The 16323-nt window shown below is 63.9% G+C and carries 21 protein-coding genes; 5 read left to right on the top strand and 16 right to left on the bottom strand.

Translation table 11 applies throughout. The annotated features are described in order from the left end of the window. The coding region (locus DDE76_RS17260; RefSeq protein ID WP_157955875.1) for a transposase domain-containing protein at positions 1-106 on the top strand (106 nt) is incomplete at its 5' end. A 265-nt stretch (positions 107-371) separates the two neighbouring features. On the opposite strand, the gene uvrB is transcribed toward DDE76_RS17260, so the two are convergent. From uvrB to DDE76_RS17230, 6 genes are all read right to left on the bottom strand, one after another. Further along, the gene (uvrB, locus tag DDE76_RS17255) at positions 372-2780 is read right to left on the bottom strand and encodes an excinuclease ABC subunit UvrB (protein ID WP_425430644.1); all 2409 of its coding nucleotides are present in this window, start codon (positions 2778-2780) and stop codon (positions 372-374) included. A gap of 353 nt (positions 2781-3133) precedes the next feature. Continuing rightward, positions 3134-3958 (bottom strand): DUF429 domain-containing protein, encoded by an 825-nt coding sequence (locus DDE76_RS17250; protein WP_104893660.1) that lies wholly within the window; start codon positions 3956-3958, stop codon positions 3134-3136. A gap of 63 nt (positions 3959-4021) precedes the next feature. Next, positions 4022-4696: a spermidine synthase gene (locus DDE76_RS17245; protein ID WP_104893661.1), complete on the bottom strand. Its 675-nt coding sequence runs from the start codon at positions 4694-4696 to the stop codon at positions 4022-4024. 112 nt (positions 4697-4808) lie between these two features. Beyond that, positions 4809-5711: an alpha/beta hydrolase family protein gene (locus DDE76_RS17240; RefSeq protein ID WP_104893662.1), complete on the bottom strand. Its 903-nt coding sequence runs from the start codon at positions 5709-5711 to the stop codon at positions 4809-4811. Between the two features lie 12 nt (positions 5712-5723). Next, positions 5724-6353 carry a hypothetical protein gene (locus DDE76_RS17235; protein ID WP_104893663.1) on the bottom strand — a complete coding sequence of 210 codons (630 nt, stop codon included), beginning with the start codon at positions 6351-6353 and terminating at the stop codon, positions 5724-5726. Beyond that, entirely contained in the window at positions 6346-6684 is a 339-nt protein-coding gene (locus tag DDE76_RS17230) for a PadR family transcriptional regulator (protein ID WP_104893664.1), read from the bottom strand. The genes DDE76_RS17235 and DDE76_RS17230 overlap by 8 nt, the downstream gene beginning before the upstream one ends. Before the next feature lie 148 nt (positions 6685-6832). Here DDE76_RS17230 and DDE76_RS17225 point away from each other — a divergent pair, with 148 nt between their 5' ends. Beyond that, positions 6833-7204 (top strand): DoxX family protein, encoded by a 372-nt coding sequence (locus DDE76_RS17225; protein ID WP_104893665.1) that lies wholly within the window; start codon positions 6833-6835, stop codon positions 7202-7204. Positions 7205-7261: 57 nt separating this feature from the next. Here the strand turns inward: DDE76_RS17225 and DDE76_RS17220 are convergent, their stop codons facing one another. The 5 genes from DDE76_RS17220 to DDE76_RS17200 all read right to left on the bottom strand — a co-directional run bounded on the left by DDE76_RS17220 (position 7262) and on the right by DDE76_RS17200 (position 10726). Beyond that, entirely contained in the window at positions 7262-7906 is a 645-nt protein-coding gene (locus DDE76_RS17220; RefSeq protein WP_104893666.1) for an SH3 domain-containing protein, read from the bottom strand. 251 nt (positions 7907-8157) lie between these two features. Continuing rightward, on the bottom strand, positions 8158-8730 hold the full coding sequence (locus DDE76_RS17215; RefSeq protein ID WP_157955874.1) for a peptidase inhibitor family I36 protein: 573 nt from the start codon (positions 8728-8730) through the stop codon (positions 8158-8160). 110 nt (positions 8731-8840) lie between these two features. After that, positions 8841-9503, bottom strand: coding sequence for an SH3 domain-containing protein (locus DDE76_RS17210; protein ID WP_104893668.1), 663 nt, complete (start codon positions 9501-9503; stop codon positions 8841-8843). 225 nt (positions 9504-9728) lie between these two features. Beyond that, the gene (locus tag DDE76_RS17205) at positions 9729-10118 is read right to left on the bottom strand and encodes an acyl-CoA thioesterase (protein WP_104893669.1); all 390 of its coding nucleotides are present in this window, start codon (positions 10116-10118) and stop codon (positions 9729-9731) included. A gap of 2 nt (positions 10119-10120) precedes the next feature. Then, positions 10121-10726 (bottom strand): thymidine kinase, encoded by a 606-nt coding sequence (locus DDE76_RS17200; protein ID WP_104893670.1) that lies wholly within the window; start codon positions 10724-10726, stop codon positions 10121-10123. A gap of 356 nt (positions 10727-11082) precedes the next feature. Here DDE76_RS17200 and DDE76_RS17195 point away from each other — a divergent pair, with 356 nt between their 5' ends. After that, complete coding sequence (locus DDE76_RS17195) at positions 11083-11472, top strand: DUF2147 domain-containing protein (protein WP_108463712.1); 390 nt, start codon at positions 11083-11085, stop codon at positions 11470-11472. Further along, positions 11469-11849, top strand: coding sequence for a DUF2147 domain-containing protein (locus DDE76_RS17190; protein ID WP_157955873.1), 381 nt, complete (start codon positions 11469-11471; stop codon positions 11847-11849). The genes DDE76_RS17195 and DDE76_RS17190 overlap by 4 nt, the downstream gene beginning before the upstream one ends. Before the next feature lie 6 nt (positions 11850-11855). Here the strand turns inward: DDE76_RS17190 and DDE76_RS17185 are convergent, their stop codons facing one another. From DDE76_RS17185 to DDE76_RS17175, 3 genes are all read right to left on the bottom strand, one after another. Further along, positions 11856-12761: a DMT family transporter gene (locus tag DDE76_RS17185; RefSeq protein ID WP_104893673.1), complete on the bottom strand. Its 906-nt coding sequence runs from the start codon at positions 12759-12761 to the stop codon at positions 11856-11858. A 94-nt stretch (positions 12762-12855) separates the two neighbouring features. Continuing rightward, positions 12856-14088, bottom strand: a complete 1233-nt coding sequence (locus tag DDE76_RS17180) for an aminotransferase class V-fold PLP-dependent enzyme (RefSeq protein WP_104893674.1) — start codon at positions 14086-14088, stop codon at positions 12856-12858. A 187-nt stretch (positions 14089-14275) separates the two neighbouring features. After that, positions 14276-14896: a Spy/CpxP family protein refolding chaperone gene (locus tag DDE76_RS17175; RefSeq protein WP_104893675.1), complete on the bottom strand. Its 621-nt coding sequence runs from the start codon at positions 14894-14896 to the stop codon at positions 14276-14278. 127 nt (positions 14897-15023) lie between these two features. Between DDE76_RS17175 and DDE76_RS17170 the strand changes: the two genes are divergently transcribed. Then, a complete protein-coding gene (locus DDE76_RS17170) occupies positions 15024-15413 on the top strand; it encodes a GNAT family N-acetyltransferase (protein ID WP_104893676.1) in 390 nt (129 codons plus the stop codon). A gap of 2 nt (positions 15414-15415) precedes the next feature. On the opposite strand, the gene DDE76_RS17165 is transcribed toward DDE76_RS17170, so the two are convergent. Further along, entirely contained in the window at positions 15416-15844 is a 429-nt protein-coding gene (locus tag DDE76_RS17165) for a CBS domain-containing protein (protein WP_104893677.1), read from the bottom strand. Positions 15845-15966: 122 nt separating this feature from the next. Next, complete coding sequence (locus DDE76_RS17160; RefSeq protein ID WP_104893678.1) at positions 15967-16230, bottom strand: hypothetical protein; 264 nt, start codon at positions 16228-16230, stop codon at positions 15967-15969. Positions 16231-16323 lie beyond the last annotated feature (93 nt).

Raw genomic sequence — 16323 nt, 5'->3', positions numbered from 1 at the left:
CGGCGTCGATCCGCATGCCTGGCTGACCCGGACCCTGCAGCGCATCGCCGGCGGCTGGCCAAACGGCCAGATAGCTGACCTCATGCCTTGGAACTTCAGGCAGTAACGGCCTCGGCTACGCGCTTACACCTAACCTCCCCCTGATAGGGGGAGGGACCGATCCAGTGCGCTGCGCTGTTGGTGATACGCCACTTCTCCTCCCCCTATCAGGGGGAGGCCGGGTGGGGGTTGTTTTGGGTCGCGCGACAGGCAGTGCAGAGCCCTCGGGTCAAGCCCGAGGGTGACGACCTCGGATGGGACGAGCGCTGCGGCTCTCGCCCTCGTGGTTCGAGGCTTCGCACCTCACCATGAGGGCTGCAGGAGACAGTGGGCTAGGAAACTTCGCCTTCCAGCGTATCCAGTTCCATCTCCCGCAACCGCCTGACTTCGTCCCTGAGCCGCGCCGCCTTTTCAAACTCCAGGTTCGTGGCCGCCTCGCGCATTTCGCGTTCGAGGTCCTTGATGACAGTCGCGAGATTGTCGCCAGTAACCGTCTTTTCCTTGCCGTCCTTGCCTTTGCCTTTGCCGATGCTGACGGTGACGTGGTCTTTTTCGTAGACGCTGTCGACGATGTCGTTGATGCGGGCCTTGACGCTCTGGGGCGTGATGCCGTGTTCGGTGTTGTAGGCGATCTGTTTTTCGCGGCGGCGGTTGGTTTCGGCCAGGGCGCGTTCCATGGAGCCGGTGGTGCGGTCGGCATAGAGGATGACCTTGCCGTCGACGTTTCGCGCGGCGCGGCCGATGGTCTGGATCAGAGAGGTTTCGGAGCGGAGGAACCCTTCCTTGTCGGCGTCGAGAATGGCGACGAGGCCGCATTCGGGGATGTCGAGGCCTTCGCGGAGGAGGTTGATGCCCACCAGCACGTCGAAGGCGCCCAGGCGCAAATCGCGGATGATTTCAATGCGCTCGATGGTGTCGACGTCCGAATGCATGTAGCGCACGCGGATGCCCTGTTCGTGCATATATTCGGTGAGGTCCTCGGCCATCTTCTTGGTGAGGACGGTGCACAGGGTCCGGTAGCCGGCCTTGATGGTGGTGCGGATCTCGTCGATGACGTCGTCGACCTGATGGGTGGCCGGGCGGATTTCCACGGGGGGATCGATCAGCCCGGTGGGGCGGATGACCTGTTCGGCAAAGACGCCGCCGGTCTGGTCCATTTCCCAACTGCCGGGGGTGGCCGAGACATAGACCGATTGCGGGCGCATGGCGTTCCACTCCTCAAAGCGGAGGGGGCGGTTGTCCATGCAGCTCGGCAGGCGGAAGCCGTATTCGGCGAGCGTGGCCTTGCGGCGGAGGTCGCCGCGATACATGGCGCCGAGCTGGCCGATGGTGACGTGGCTTTCGTCGACAAAGACCAGGGCATTGTCGGGGAGATATTCGAACAGGGTCGGGGGCGGCTCGCCGGGCTTGCGGCCGGAGAAATAGCGCGAATAGTTCTCGATGCCGGCGCAGGAGCCGGTGGCTTCCATCATTTCCAGGTCAAACAGGGTGCGCTGTTCGAGGCGTTGGGCTTCCAGGAACCGGCCGGCACCGTTGAGCTCCTGCAGGCGCGCGGCCAGCTCGGAGCGGATCAGCTTGATCGCCTGGTTCATGGTGGTGCGCGGCGTCACGTGGTGCGAGTTGGCGTAGACGCGGATGAAGGTGAGGTCGGCGGATTTCTTGCCGGTGAGGGGATCGAATTCGGTGATCGACTCGATCTCGTTGCCGAACAGGGTGACGCGCCAGGCGGCGGCCTCATAGTGGGCCGGGAAGATTTCGACGGTATCGCCGCGCACCCGGAAGGTGCCGCGGACAAAGCCGGTGTCGCCGCGCTTGTATTGCAGGGCAACGAGCTTGGCGAGGAGCTGGCGCTGGTCGATCTGCTGGCCCTTCTGCACGTCGATGGTCATGGCGGTGTAGTCTTCCACCGAGCCGATGCCGTAAATGCAGGAGACCGAGGCGACGATGATGACGTCGTTGCGTTCGAGGATCGCGCGCGTGGCCGAGTGGCGCATGCGGTCGATCTGCTCGTTGATGGTGGATTCCTTCTCGATATAGGTATCGGTGCGCGGGACGTAGGCCTCGGGCTGGTAGTAGTCGTAGTAGGAGACGAAATATTCGACCGCATTGTCGGGGAAGAAGCCCTTGAACTCGGAATAGAGCTGGGCGGCGAGGGTCTTGTTGGGCGCCAGGATCAATGCCGGGCGCTGGGTGCGGGCGATGACCTGGGCGGCAGTGTAGGTCTTGCCCGAGCCGGTGACGCCGAGCAGGACCTGGTCGGTTTCGCCGTTCTCAATGCCTTCCACCAATTCGGCAATGGCGGTGGGCTGGTCGCCGGCGGGCTCATATTCGGTGTTGAGGCGGAAGGGGCGGCTCTCGGCGGATTTGGCGGGGTGCTCGGGGCGGTGCGGCACCCAGGGGGCGGAGCCTTCCACCTCCTTGCGGCCATGCAGGATGATCTGTTCGAGCGCCTTGACGGTGGCGGTGACGCCGACAGTGGAGGCGTTTTCGAGGGATTCGTTCTTGCGAGCCTTGTTCTTTTTCACCGAGGCATCAAGCGCTTCGCGGAGCTTGGCCTGGGTTTCGGGATCGGCGGCGGCGGTGCGGGAGATCTCGCGGGCGGTGAGCTGCCGGTCACCGCTGGTCGCGCTACGCGACGACGATGGCACATGGCCGAAGCCGGCCTGCGGGGCTTCCCCCATGCCATCGAAATCGACGCGGTCGACCGAATTGATCTTGGTCTTGCCGGACTTTTTCGCCATGCCGGTGGCCGTGTCGTGGCTCGACTTGGTGGTGCGGCGCTTTTCGAGGGCGGATTTGGGCTCTTTCGCGGCTTTTTCGGCAGCCTCGGCGCGGTCGAGGGCGCGCTTGTTCTTCATGCGCTCGGCATAAAGCGGCTTGGATGCCTGAATGTCCTCGGCCTTCTCGATCTCGGCGAAGAAGTCATCGATGGAGAATTCGGCTTTTCCCGGACGTGTGGATTTGGGGGCCATGGCGCTGATCTCGGGGGCTGGGGAAGCGACTCAGATGGGAAACGAGGCGCGCAGATGCAATGTTCCGTCGCACATTAGCAAAGCCTGAACGGAGAGGGAACGGGGGCTGCTGACAGCGGGCGTCAGCAATGGGTGATCAGCGGCCGGGGCACCCAGATGGCGCTGGCCGCATCGCCAAAGGGGTGAGCGGCGCCGTCGATAACCGTGGTGGCGACCCAGGCGCAGACAACGGCGTCCAGCGTGTCCTCGAATGCCTTGAGGGCGCGCAAGGGCGCGTCGACCGGCGGCAGCGGCAGGTGTTCGGCGCTGCCTTTGAGCACGGTTTCGAGGGCCGCAACGATGGCGGACCATTGCGCAAGGAGAGCCTGGCGGCGCTCGGCTGCCGAATGCAGCGGCCAGTATTTGCCGCGATTGTGCACCTTGTAGGGCAGGCGGCGCGCGGCGCCGGTCAGTTCAATCAATGCCGGGTGCGGATAGACCTCGATAGTGCCGGGGCCGGTGACCGGGTTGTCGCAGAGCAGGGGAAAGCCGGCGCGGGTGAGGGCCGTGAGCATGTCGACGGCCAGGGGACCGGGCCGCAATGCGCTGGGGCTGTGCGTTCCGGCGGCCCTGGCGCCATAGACGGCGGAAATGGCGTTATCGCTGACCCGGCGGGCGGTGATCAGCTCGCCCATGATCGGCATGTCGAGCGCCACCAGGCCAGGCGGCGTGCCAGCGAGGCGGGTCGTGTCCTGGAGCAGGCGTTCGGCATCGAACTTATCGGTCGGATCACTCCCCGCCAGGGCATGAAAGGCAGCATAGGCGGGGGCCGCCGCGACCAGATGCCAGCCATCGCCGCAATCTGCAGCGACGGCAACACCGCTGGGATTGCGGATAGTCCAGGCGGCGTCAATACCAAGAACGGAGCGCATGGCATTGACTATGGCGCAGGCCGGCTGCGGCGTCACCGTGTCTTGTGTCGGGAGATGGCTTGCCGCACGTGGCCAGGGCTGTTGTGCGGGTGGTTCAGTTCAACGGCCGGGTTTGGTTGCGAACCAGATGAGATGCCGTCCGCCCTTGCCATTGCTGCGTTCGCGCACGGGGATTTCCTCGATGGTCATGCCGGACTGGCGGAGGCGCTTGGTGAAGGGAGCGTCGGTATAGGCGGACCAGACGGCCAGATGACCGCCAGGGGTCAGGGCGGCCTTGGCCGCGCCCAGTCCGGAGGCGCTGTAGAGACGGTCGTTTTCGGGGCGGAACAGGCCATCGGGGCCATTGTCGACGTCGAGCAGGATGGCGTCGAAGGGTTTGCCTGAGGTGATGGCGGTGGCCACGTCGCCCTGGTGGATGGTCACCCGCGGATCATCAAGACTGGTACCATGGATCGGTGCAAGCGGGCCACGGGCCCAGGCGATGACGGCGGGGACCAGTTCGGCAATAACGATCTGACAATCGGGGCCGAAGGCGGAGAGGGCGGCGCGGAGCGTAAAGCCCATGCCCAGCCCGCCAATGAGAATGCGGGCCTTGGGCCGCTTGCCGATGCGGGCGGCCGAATGGGTGGCCAATTGTTCCTCAGAGCCACTCATGCGGCTGTTCATCAGGCCGATATTGTTCGACATGATGGAGAACTCGGTGCCGCGCTGCATAAGCTTGAGCACGCCGCCGCCGGGCATGATGGTCTCGTCGAGTTTCTGCCAGGGGATCATTGGGGGTCCTGTGGGCGATGGCGTGGCAGTGCCGTAGCGGAAGCGCGCGGAACCAGCAAGGGCCAGCGGTGTTTCGCCGGCCCTTACCGTGGCTGCCGAGTCCGGGAACAAACTAGCAGGCGGGAATTGGGTTGCTCGCCCAGGCCGCGGCCATCGTTGCGACTGCGGGCAGATGCGAGGTGCCGGCCGGATCTGCGAGGCCGTGGTCGAGCGCCGGAAACTCCCAGTAGGTCAAGTGACAGAGACCCTCTTCGGCAAAGGTCTTGAGGGTGGGGCGAGACGCGACTTCGGGGGCCGAGGTGTCGCGACCGCCCTGGATCAGCAGGAAGGGTGTTGCGTTGGATCGCATATGGTCCAGCGGGCGCAGATCGAGGCTATCGGCCCAAAAGCGATAGGTGGAGCCGCCATGCAGCTCGGTGCTTTCCGGGCTGGCGCGGGCGGCATCGAAGCCGGCACGGACGGGGCCCTGAGCTTCTTCCGGCACGGTGGAGAGGACCATGTCGCCAAAGGTTTCTCCGGTAGCGGTGGAGAGTAGAATGGCGGCGGTGACGGGCAGACGTTCGGCCAGAAGGGCCATAGCCAGGCCACCTTCGGAGCCACCGAACAGCACGATCTTGTCGGTGGACACTTGCGGGTCGGCGGTAAGGGCCGCCAGGACGATCTGGTAGTCGGCGACGCGCTGGCTGACGGTGTAGTTGTCGAGGTACTGGGCTGGACAGCCGGTAATCGGATCGGTGATTTCGACATCCGGCGCAATGCCGACCTTTTCGACGATCAGGGCGGCGTAGGTGGGAAAGGCCGCGCGGACGGTGGCCAGATTGACGCTTTCGGCGGCGCGGGCGCAGCCGGAACCCTGGCTGAGCACTACAAGGCCGGTGACCGGGCCTTCGGGCTGATCCAGCGTATAGTGGATGGGCGTGCCGTCTGACCTTGGGATTTCAGAATAGTCGATGGCGTAGGCTTGCGGCAGGGCGAGCAGAGTCAGCGCGGCGAGCGCGTTGTATCGGTTAAGCATTGATTGTTTCCGTTAGCGGCGAATGGAGGTTGGGAGCAGGACGAGCGTGCCTATTACCAGCAAGGGCAGCAGCGCCGGGAACCCGATGGCGACACTGATTTCACCAGGCTGATCGGGCAGGGAGGGCAGCACATTGATGGTGATCATGGCGGCCAGGACAGCGCTCGCAAGAGCGCCGGCGACAGGCCATGACTGCGACGCGCGGCGCCGGTGCGAGAAGGTGAACAGCGCTATGGCGAGGACGATCGGGGCGGTGTAGGTGAGGAGCCTCAAGCCATGGCCAAGATCGATGATAACCGCGCGAAGCGGCGTTTCGGTCGCCGCGAGAAGCACGCCTAATCCGACCGCCACCAGGATCAACTGGCAAAGCAGGGGAAGCGCGAGATAGAAGAGCGCCGGCCAGCGGGCCGCCAGGCTTCTGAAGCGGCGATCGGCCAGCATCGGCAGCAAGAGAGCGTCGTTGCTCCCCAAGCGGCGATCCGCTTCCGCCCAGGCCAGATGTGGTTCTGCGCCTTTTGCGATCAAATGCGCCACGATGTCGTCCCGATGCTCTGTCAATTCGCGCAGGTAGCGATGGACATGGGCCGGTGACAGGCCTGCCTTGAGCAGATCTTCGCGCATGACTTCCAGACGATCAGGCATGGCGGGGCGTCTCAACGATCGTTGCGATGGTGCTGTGGACACGCTGCCAATGGGCCAGCAAGGCGTCGAACCGGTCTTTGCCGGTGGGGGTGACCGAATAGTACACGCGGCTTCGGCCATTGACGGTCTGCCGCCGGGTGGACAATGCACCGTCGCGCTCAAGGGCGTGCAGGACGGGGTAAATGACGCCTTCGGCAAAGGTCAGTTTGTCGTTGCTGGCGGCGCGGATGGCTTCGACCAGTTCGTAGCCGTACATTTCCCTATCGCGCAGCAAGCGCAGGACAAGCAATTCGGGCACGCCATTGAGAAACTGAGAAGTGGTGGTGGGCATTGATTCATTACCTATTGTCTCTAGGTATGATGCCTAGAGGCAATAGGTAATGCAAGTGGTTTGCGTAGCCTTGTCGAATTTCTCGCGTCACCTTCGTCGCCGACATTGGGACAGCAGGACGCTGTTGGTGTGTCGAGGAGTACGAAACATGAGAATTGCGGGTTGGGTCTTGAGTGCCCTGATCGGGCTGTTCCTGGCGATTGCGTCGGCGGCGCCGAAGTTGCTGGGGCTGGAAGCGGCGCTGGAGCCCATGCAGGTGGTGGGTTGGCCGGTGAAATACCTGGTACTGATCGGGGCGATCGAGGTGGGGTGCGCGGTGTTGTTTCTCACACCGCGCACCGCTTTGCTCGGGGCCGTGCTGACGACCGGACTGCTGGGGGCGGCGCTGGCGGCGAATCTGCGGGTCGACAATCCGCTGTTCAGCCACACCTTGTTCTCGATTTATCTCGGGGTGGCGGTGTGGGTGGCGCTATGGCTGCGCGAAGACAAGGTGCGGGCGGTGTTTCCATTCGTACGGTAGCCAGGAGAACCGGCGCCACCACCTCAGGGTCGCGCCGGCCTTGGTTGCGATTGGCGATCAGAAGACCTGATAGCTTGATACCGTGTTGTTGTAGCTGCCCATCAGGGGCTTGTCGGCACCATAGGTGGTGCAGGCGCCGGCATACCAATTGTTCTTGCATACGGTGACCTTGGCGCCGCCCTGCAGACGGATGGAGGAGATGGAATTGTTCCATCCGCCTGGCAGGTGCGGGTCGTCAGTACCGACGGCAACGCAGAACTGGGCGCCGGTAAAGTTGTTGCCCTTGAAGAAGCACGCCTTGGCCGGGGCGGGCGGCGCGGGCGGAGGCGGCGGGGCATCGCCGATGCCAAAGGAAAAGCTGGGGCCACCCGGGCCGACGGTGACGCCGAAATTGAACGGAATGTCCTCCTCGGCTTCCCCGCCACCACCACCGCCACCGCCTTCAGCAGGTGCGAGGTAGTTCTTGGAGACCCAGCCATCGGTGCCCGAGGCGCGGTCGACAAAGCACCAGGACCCCTGGCACTGCTTGACGTCGACATATTCGCCGGCGGGCAGGACGCCGACCTTGGCATAGCCGGTGCCGGGGCCGGTGCGGACATTGACATTGCCGGTGGCGACACCGGGGGCGGCCGAAGCGGCCAGGGTGGTCAGGAGAGTGATGGCAGCCAGGCTGGCGCCGAAGAGCTTGCGATTGCTGGACATGGGATTTCCCTCATCTGTTGCGGTGCGGAGGCGCTTTTGCGGTCCGCTTTGTGAGGGGATTAGGCGCTATTCGCGCTGAACCGGCGCTGAATGCGGCGTTTAGGCAGCAAGGGCGGGACGCCCGGATTCCAGGCGATACCATGCGCTGAACCTGAACGGGCCCGGACAATGCGGTGTGTACTTGTACCGTGTTCCGCCCGCAATCTGCGGGAGGAACTCATTCGGTCTGAGGCGCCGAAGGGGCCCGATGGTCAGTACATGCGGATTGAGGAGAGATTGTCGCGCAGATATAGGTGAAGCACGGGCTGGCTCTCGGCGATGCGTTCGCAATAGGACTGGAAGAAGCGGTCGCGGCAGATGGCGGCGCTGGTTGGTGTCGTCACCTGGATCGAGGAAATGGCGTTGTCCCAGCCCCAGGTGGCCAGATCCTGGAAGACGTCGCCAGAATCGGCGCAGAACGAGCGGCCCGTGTAATGCGTGCCTTCGAAGAAGCACATTTCGCCACCGGCCAGGTCGGGCCAGTTATTGTCGGGGTCCAGGATCGGCCAGTGCGGATCCTTGCCGAAGTCGATAGCGGCCTTGCCGGTCCAGCCGCGGCCACCGGGGCCGTCGACATTGCACCAGAGCTTCTGGCAGCGGAGGATCTTGATGGCCTGTTCGCCGGCAATCTCGCCGGTGATGGCGTAGGCATCCCCCGGGCCGGCGCGCAGGATCAGAGCGGTACGGCTCCAGCCATGGCTGCCCGAGGCAGTGGCGGCAAATGCAGGAAGGCTGGGGAGAAGCGAGACGGCGAGGGCGAGTGCGAGGGCGAAAAGCGAGCGCATGGCGGTTTCCATCTGTGTGTGCGGCAGGAGGTTAACCTGCCTTGGCAGATGTTGCAAAGCAAAGCGTCGCCCAGTTTCCGGGCGGCGCGAAAAACACCAGACGAGTGGTCCTAGCGGACGCGAACCGAGGCGATGTAGTCGTCGTAGTCTCCCAGCGACGAGGCGCCGGTGGTGTAGGTGCGGCAGAAGCGGAAGTTCTCCTGCGAACAAACCTGAACGGTCAGGCCGGCCGGATTGTCAAAGGAGGAGATGCGGTCGGTCCAGTCGCGCAGATCCCGGACGGATTCGCCTTCTTCCATGCAGAAGCTGTCACCACGGAAGCGGGTGCGGTCATAGAAGCAGACTTCGTCATAGACGGGCTGGATGACTGGCGGGCGCGGGGGACGGGGCTGAGGATTGTTGCCATTGCCCACGCCAATGCTGATCTGCGGGCCATCGGGGCCACCAATGGTGAAACCGAAGGATATGCCGGGATTGGACGGATTGACCGGGCGGCCGCCGGCGCTGAGATAGTTTGCCGAGACCCAACCATCGGGACCGGGCTTGACCACATAGCACCAGGACGACTGGCAGCGCTGCACATCAACCTGTTCGCCGCGGCGCAAGGTGTCGACCACGGCATAGCCGGTGCCTGGACCAGAGCGCACATTGACATTGCTGGTGGCGGTGCCGGGCGCGGCTTGTGCTGCGGGCAGGAAGACCACCACGGCAGCGGCGGCCACGGCGATGCCGGTGGCCAGATTCAGAAGATTTCTGCGGGTCTGACGATGCATGATATGCTCCCTCCGGCTCGATCTTTCCGGCCCCGGACATCCGGGGCGACGCACTTCGGCGATCGCGCCATTTGTTTATGACTTCAGAAACGAAGTCTTAGCGCAAAGAGTTCCGGCCTTGTCGGGGAGAGCATTCGAATGGTGAATAGTCCCGGGCCGGGTCGCTGCGCCGGGGTGAGTAATGCAAATGCTGTCTGAACGCAGTCTGAACGGGGTTGGGCCGGGTTACTGCGGCGGGATCGGGCGCTTCTGGCCGTTTTCGTCCAGGGAGACATAGACGAAGCGTGCCTCGGTGACCTTGGTGCGCTCGTCGAGCCGGTTGCGGCGCACCCAGGCCTCAAGGCCCACCGTGATCGAGGTATTGCCGATGCGTTCGATATCGGCATAAACGCAGAGCACGTCGCCGACCTTGACCGGGGCAATGAAGGTCATGGCTTCCACCGCCACGGTGACCACGCGACCCTTGACCCGTTCGACGGCGGCGATGGCGCCGGCAATATCCATCTGGCTCATTACCCAGCCACCAAAAATGTCGCCGGCCGGATTGGTATCGGCCGGCATGGCCAGGGTACGGATGATGAGAGCGCCGGTGGGTTCAGTTGCGTCGGACTGCATGTCTATCGTCCTTGTTCTGGGCCTTTCACAGGCCAGCGGCCAAAGGCCTCTTCCCAGTGCTTGCGGCAAAGCGAGACGTAGTCGGCCTTCTCCGGGGCAATGGTATTGCCGTCGGTTTGTACACGTCCATTGGCATCTCGCCGAACCACCATGGTGGCTTTTGACCCGCACCAGCAGATTGTCCGAATCTCGCGAAGCGTATCGGCGATGGCCAGCAGTTCCACGGAACCCGGGAAGGGACGGCCCAGAAAGTCTGTACGCAGGCCATAGCACATGACCGGGATGTCCAGGCGATCCGCGACACGCGCCAATTGCCAGACATGCTCGTGGGTCAGGCATTGTACCTCGTCGAGGAAAACGCAGTCGACCTTGGATTCGAGGGCATAATCGTGGATGCGCACATATAGATCGACGTCGTCGTCGTAGAGTTCTGCGGGTTCGGAAATCCCCAGTCGCGAGCTGATAATGCCGGGTTTTCCGCCGGCATAGGCCGCGCAGGTGAACAACAGGACGCGCATGCCGCTCTCGCGGTAGTTATGGGCTGCCTGCAGCAGCAAGGTGGACTTGCCGGCATTCATTGCCGCATAGGAAAAATAGAGCTTGGCCATGGTCGCGCCTGAAACGGGGCTTTTGTTGTGGCGCAGGGACGAGCCAGGTGCGAGGCAAAATGCGGCGCGGTCCACAAAAAAAGGCCGCCCTGAGGCGGCCAGGACCGATCTTGTCGGTCGGGAAGGCCGGGGGTTGGCGGTCCGGGCCCTCCGATGCCGGCGCGGCGTTGGGGACGCGGGGCCGGCAATCCTGGCCAATGGGGGGAGCCGGGATAGGCGGACCCTATTAAGCCAAGATGACAGGGCAGTGACGACACTATTGCAGTGCCTGATTTATTGTCTTGCCCCGGCTTGTTCAGCTTGGGTTCAGGTGGTGGAGACAAGATTTGAAAGCACAGAACTTGCAGAGGATTACCATGCCGAGATTTTCCCGTTTGATCGCCGCCCTTGTTTTGTCCTGTGCGGCGGCCATGCCGGCAGTGGCCTCGCCCGCCGGCGTGTGGGAGCTGGAAACGCGCGACACCCGGTTTGCGCTGGACCTGTGCGGTGACGGCACGCAGCTTTGTGGCGAGTTGGTCTGGCTGTCCGACGCCGACTACAACGATCAGTACAAGCCCTATCTCAATCGGCCCATGGCGCAGGCGCTGGCGCCCACCGGACCGGGAAAATGGAAAGGGACGTTGCATCTGTTCGGTCACCGGATGAGCGGGACGATCACCCAGCATAGCGAGAACCATATGACGCTGTCCGGCTGTGCCTTCCTGGTGGTCTGCAAGACCTATCAGATGTACCGGCACACGCCGTGATGCGGGCGGTCCTGGCCCTGATGTCCGGGCTGGTGGCGGTGGCGCCGGCCTTTGCCTCGCCGGTCGGGGTGTGGGAAATCGAAACGCGGGATTCGCGCTATGACGTGAGCCTGTGTGGCGACGGCACCCAGCTTTGCGCCGAGCTGATCTGGCTGGGCAATGGCGCAGACAGCGCGGAAAACCTGCCCTATCTTAACACCTTGCTGATCGACCATGCGGTGCAGACCCGGCCGGGCGAGTGGAAGGGCGAACTGCACATTTACGGGCAGAGCGCGGCCGGCACAATCACCCAGGTCAGTGCCGACCAGATCACGCTGACGGGCTGCGTGGCGCTGGTGATTTGCAGGAGCTACCAAATGTTCCGTTATGGCGGGTAAGGACCGCTAGTTCACGGTTCGCGGCACATGCACCTTGCGGCGGGCCCAGAGCGGCGGAATGGCTTCGACGAGCAGGATGGCCGCAAAGATCAGCGTCGCGCCGGCGTAACCGATCAGCGGCAGGCGCTCGCCCAGCACCACGGCGGCCCCCAGGGCCGCGAACAGGCTTTCTGCCGAGAGGATAATGGCGGCGTTGGCCGCCGGCACGTGCTGCTGGCCGACAGCCTGCAGGGTGAAGCCGACAGCCGTGGAGAGAACTGCGGCATAGGCGATTTCTACCCAGCCGGCAGAAATGGCTGCCAGGGTCGGGGCTTCGGTCGGCAGGGCAATGGCGCTGGCCGCGATCCCGGCGAACAGGAAGCTTACCGAAGACACAAAGATGGGCAGGCCAGTCATTTTTGCGACATGGCCGAGCAGCAGCACATGCAGGGCCCAGAACACGGCACTGCCGATGATGATCCAGTCGCCGAAGTTGAAACTGTCGAGGCCCCCGCCATTGAGGAAATAGATGCCGACCAGAGCCAGTGGCACGCCGGCAAAGACGATCGGGTGGGGGCGCATCCTGAACAGTGCGAAGCCGAGCAGCGGCACAAAGAAGACGTAGAGGCCGGTGAGGAAGCCGCCATTGGTGGCGGTGGTGGTGAGCAGGCCAACCTGCTGCATCCATGAGCCGAGGAAGAACACCGTGCTCATGGCCATGATGAAGAACCAGTGGGTACCAGTGAGCCTGACGGCCTTGCGCCGCAGTTCATGCAGGGCCAGCGGCAGGATGAGCAGGCCGCCGATGAGAAAGCGGACGCCGGCAAAGGTCAGCGGCCCCATGGCGTCCATCGCGGATTTCTGCGCGATGAAGGCAAAGCCCCAGAACATGGTGCAGAGCAGAAGCAGGAGGGAGGCGAGGGGACGGGACATTGGGGGTAACTCGAATTTTCTAGAAAGTACCCCTCATCCGCCCTTCGGGCACCTTCTCCCACAAGGGGAGAAGGGAAGGGAGGCGCATCGGATTTTACAATTCGGCGTCGAGCGCTGTGATGAGTTGCTGGATTTCGTCAGGGGTCGTGTAGTGCACGAAAGAGAGGCGGAGGACGCCGTGATTGTGCGGGTCGATGCCCAATGCTTCGAGGAGGCGCACGGCGTAGAAATTGCCGCCCGAGGCCATGACGCCGTGGCGGGCGAGGCGTCGGGCGATGTCGATGCCCGGTTCTTTTGCCAGCACGGCAATGGTGGGCGCGCGGGTGGTGGCGTCGGCGGGTCCGATGAGGCGGAGGTCATTGCGGCTGCGCAGATAGTCGAGCAGGGGGGCGGCCAGCGCCACTTCCTGGGCGCGCATGGCGGCATGGGCGCGGCGGAATGGCTCGGCGCCCTCGATCGAGGCGGGCGCCAGCGCGGCGATTTGTTCGAGATAGTCGACAATGCCGGCAGTGGCGGCGATCTGGGCGTGGTCGGGGCCGGCCGGGGTCAGGCGGTAGCGCAGCTTGGTGTCGTTGAAGAAATGCCCCTGATTGGGGAGAGCGCGGGCCAGGTCGGGCCGGATGGCCATGACGCCCTGGTGCGGGCCATAGGTCTTGTAGGCGGAAAAGAAATAGATGTCGGCGCCCAGCTCAGCAAGATCGGGCAGGCCATGAGGCGCGTAGCTGACGCCGTCTATAGCCACGACGGCGCCAACGGCATGGGCCCGGGCGGCAATCTCGGCTACCGGGTTGATGTCCCCGACAATGTTTGAGCAATGCGGCGCCGCGACGAGCCTGACCTTGTCGTCGAGCAGGGCGTCGAGGCTATCGAGCGAGAGGCGGGCGGTTTCTATATCGACCTGCCATTCGCGCACTTCGATGCCGCGCTCGGCCAGGCGGCGCCAATTGCCGGTATTGGCCTCGTGGTCCTGATTGGTGACGATGATGGCGTCACCGGGCTTCAGCCAATCGGCGAAGGCCTTGCCCAGCACATAGGTATTAGCGGAGCTTGAGGGGCCAATATGGATCCAGTCGGTGGAAACATTGAGGGCCTGGGCGAGACGTTCATAGGCGCGGTCCATGGCCTGACCGGCGGCCTCGGAGGCGGCATAGACACCATAAGGCTGCACCTTGGTGGCGCGGTAATAGTGGTCCAGAATGTCGAGCGTCGCCTGGGCGGTGTAGGATCCCCCCGCATTCTCGAAAAAGGCCTGGCCGTTGAGGCTCGGCTCGGCAAAGGCCGGGAACAGGGCGCGAATGCGCGCCGGGTCGAGAGGAAGAATGGTCATGGTTTGCCCGCAACAGATTACGATCACACTGGTAATCGAGCCGTCGGCAAAAGCAAACCCCGGCTGTTGAGAGCCGGGGTCGGCGGCGCCTGCCAAGGTCTGGGGGCGAGAGGCAGACACCGCTGGGGCGACCTGCCGACGAAGGAGCGCGGCAGCTCGGGTCTGGAGGTCTGGTGTCCGGCCGGCCTTAGCGGTTGCCCGGCCCCATGGGGCGCTGGCCGCCATGCTGGCCAGGGCCGCCGTGCTGCTTGCCCATGCCGGCCATGCGGTCGCCGCGCTGGGGGACAAGGTCGGCCTTCTGTTCGTCGGTCAGGCTATCGAAAAAAGCGGTGAAGGCGGGCTGCACGGCTTCGAGAGCATCAAGGCGGGCCGTCTCCATGGCGATACGGTTGTTGAAACGCTCGGAAATGTCCGGGCGCTCGGCGGTTTCGCCTTCGGCCGGCGGGTTCGGGCGCAGGCCGTCGGTTGCGGCTTCGAAGGTTGCCGCGGCGGCCAGTGCATCGGTCTTGAGCGCTTCGAGCAGGACGGTCTGCTCATCGGTCAGCTCGATGGCGTGGCTGAGGCGCACAATGGCAATCTCGATGGCTTCGGCGCCGCGCTCGATGTTGAGCAGGCCACCTGCACCGCCGCCCTGGCGCATGCCCGGGCCGTTGCGGAAGCCGCGTTCAGCGCCTGCGAGGGGCTCTGCGGGCTGGGACTGGGGGGCGGCCGGTGCGGTGGTAGCCTGGGCCGCCGCGGGGGCAATAGCGCCCAGACCGATGGCGGTGGTCATCAGGGCCACGATGGCGGTGGTGGAAAACGTCTTCATGGTCGTTCATCCTTTGCATGGGATATCGCCGGTAACCGGCACAGGTGAGACCATAGGGAGGGCCATCTCTTCACGACCTTGCGGATGGATGAAGAGTTGGAGAGGTTGGTAAGGTGGAGGGGCTGGCTTGATTGAGTATGTCACCAATCCGTTTCCGGATGCGGGGGCGCTGGATGATTTCTGGCGCCGTGCCTGGGGCGGGCCGCAGCCAGCCAATTATGGCCAGGTTCTTGGCCGAAGCCTGGCTCATCTGGGAGCCATGGACGGGGACCGGATGATCGGCTTTGTCAACATCGCCTGGGATGGCGGGGTGCATGCCTTCATTCTCGATACGGCAGTCGATGCGGCCTATCGGCGGCGCGGCACTGCGAGCGAGCTGGTGCGGCGCGCCGCAGAGCTGGCGCGGGAGCGCGGCGCCACATGGTTGCATGTGGACTTCGAGCCGCATCTGGAGGGGTTTTACCGCGCGTGCGGCTTTGGGCCGACGGCGGCCGGGCTGATGCGGCTGTCGCCCTGATCTCAGCTCGAGATATATTCGCGCAGAGCTTCGGCCTCATGCTCGACTTCGGCGATCTTGAGCTTGACCACATCGCCGATGGAAATAATGCCCACCAGCTTGCCGTTCTCGGCAATCGGCATGTGGCGGATGCGCCGCTTGGTCATGGACTCCATGACATCGTCGATGGTGGTGGTGCGCTCGGCGGTAACAACGCCCTTGGTCATGCAATCGGCAATGGAAAGCTTGAGGGCACCGGTCGGGTTCTTGCCAAGCTGGCGGACGATATCACGTTCGGAAAGAATGCCGACAATGTGCTGCTTGTCGTCGGTGATGACGACGGCGCCGATATTATGGGTGTTGAGCAGGGTGACGGCGTCGGCCAACGTGCCGGTCTTGGGCAGGGTGTGGACCACGACGCCCTTGGTCTGCAGGATGGTATCGACATGCATAGGTCAGTCCTCCTGTGAGAGACCATGAGTTTGAACCTGCCCCGGGCGCTCGGCAATAGGCCGAAAGTCAAAAAAAATGGCCGGCGTAGGGCCAGCCAGTTGGTCGTCAGGGGGAAACATTGTCAGGGGCTCGTCGCGCCTTTGTCCGCGGCCGACCAATCGGGTCGACGTCTTGGGCGGGCAGGGGCTTGAACCGGCAGGGGCGCGCGCCAGGCAAAGCGCGCAACCTCGAAAAGCAGGGCCAGGACCAAAAGCGTGAGCGGCACCATGAACACCGCAATCTGGGTATCCGGCTGGGCGGCGAAACTGGCCGCCTGGGCGGGGGTGACACCAATCATCAGTGCCGCTGCGCTCAGGGCGGTGCCAATGGCGCCAAAAACAGCCACGAGCCTGAAACTTTTGCGCCTGGGGGACGTAGATATGTGCATGGGATCGACGTCTTGTCCTCGCTTCCGATGCTGACAGAAAAGCACCGAAAA

It is taken from the genome of Devosia indica (genome assembly GCF_003056405.1).
Classification (GTDB): Bacteria; Pseudomonadota; Alphaproteobacteria; order Rhizobiales; family Devosiaceae; genus Devosia; species Devosia indica.
Note: the sequence above shows the minus strand (reverse complement) of the source record. Positions and strands in the feature narration are given on the sequence as shown.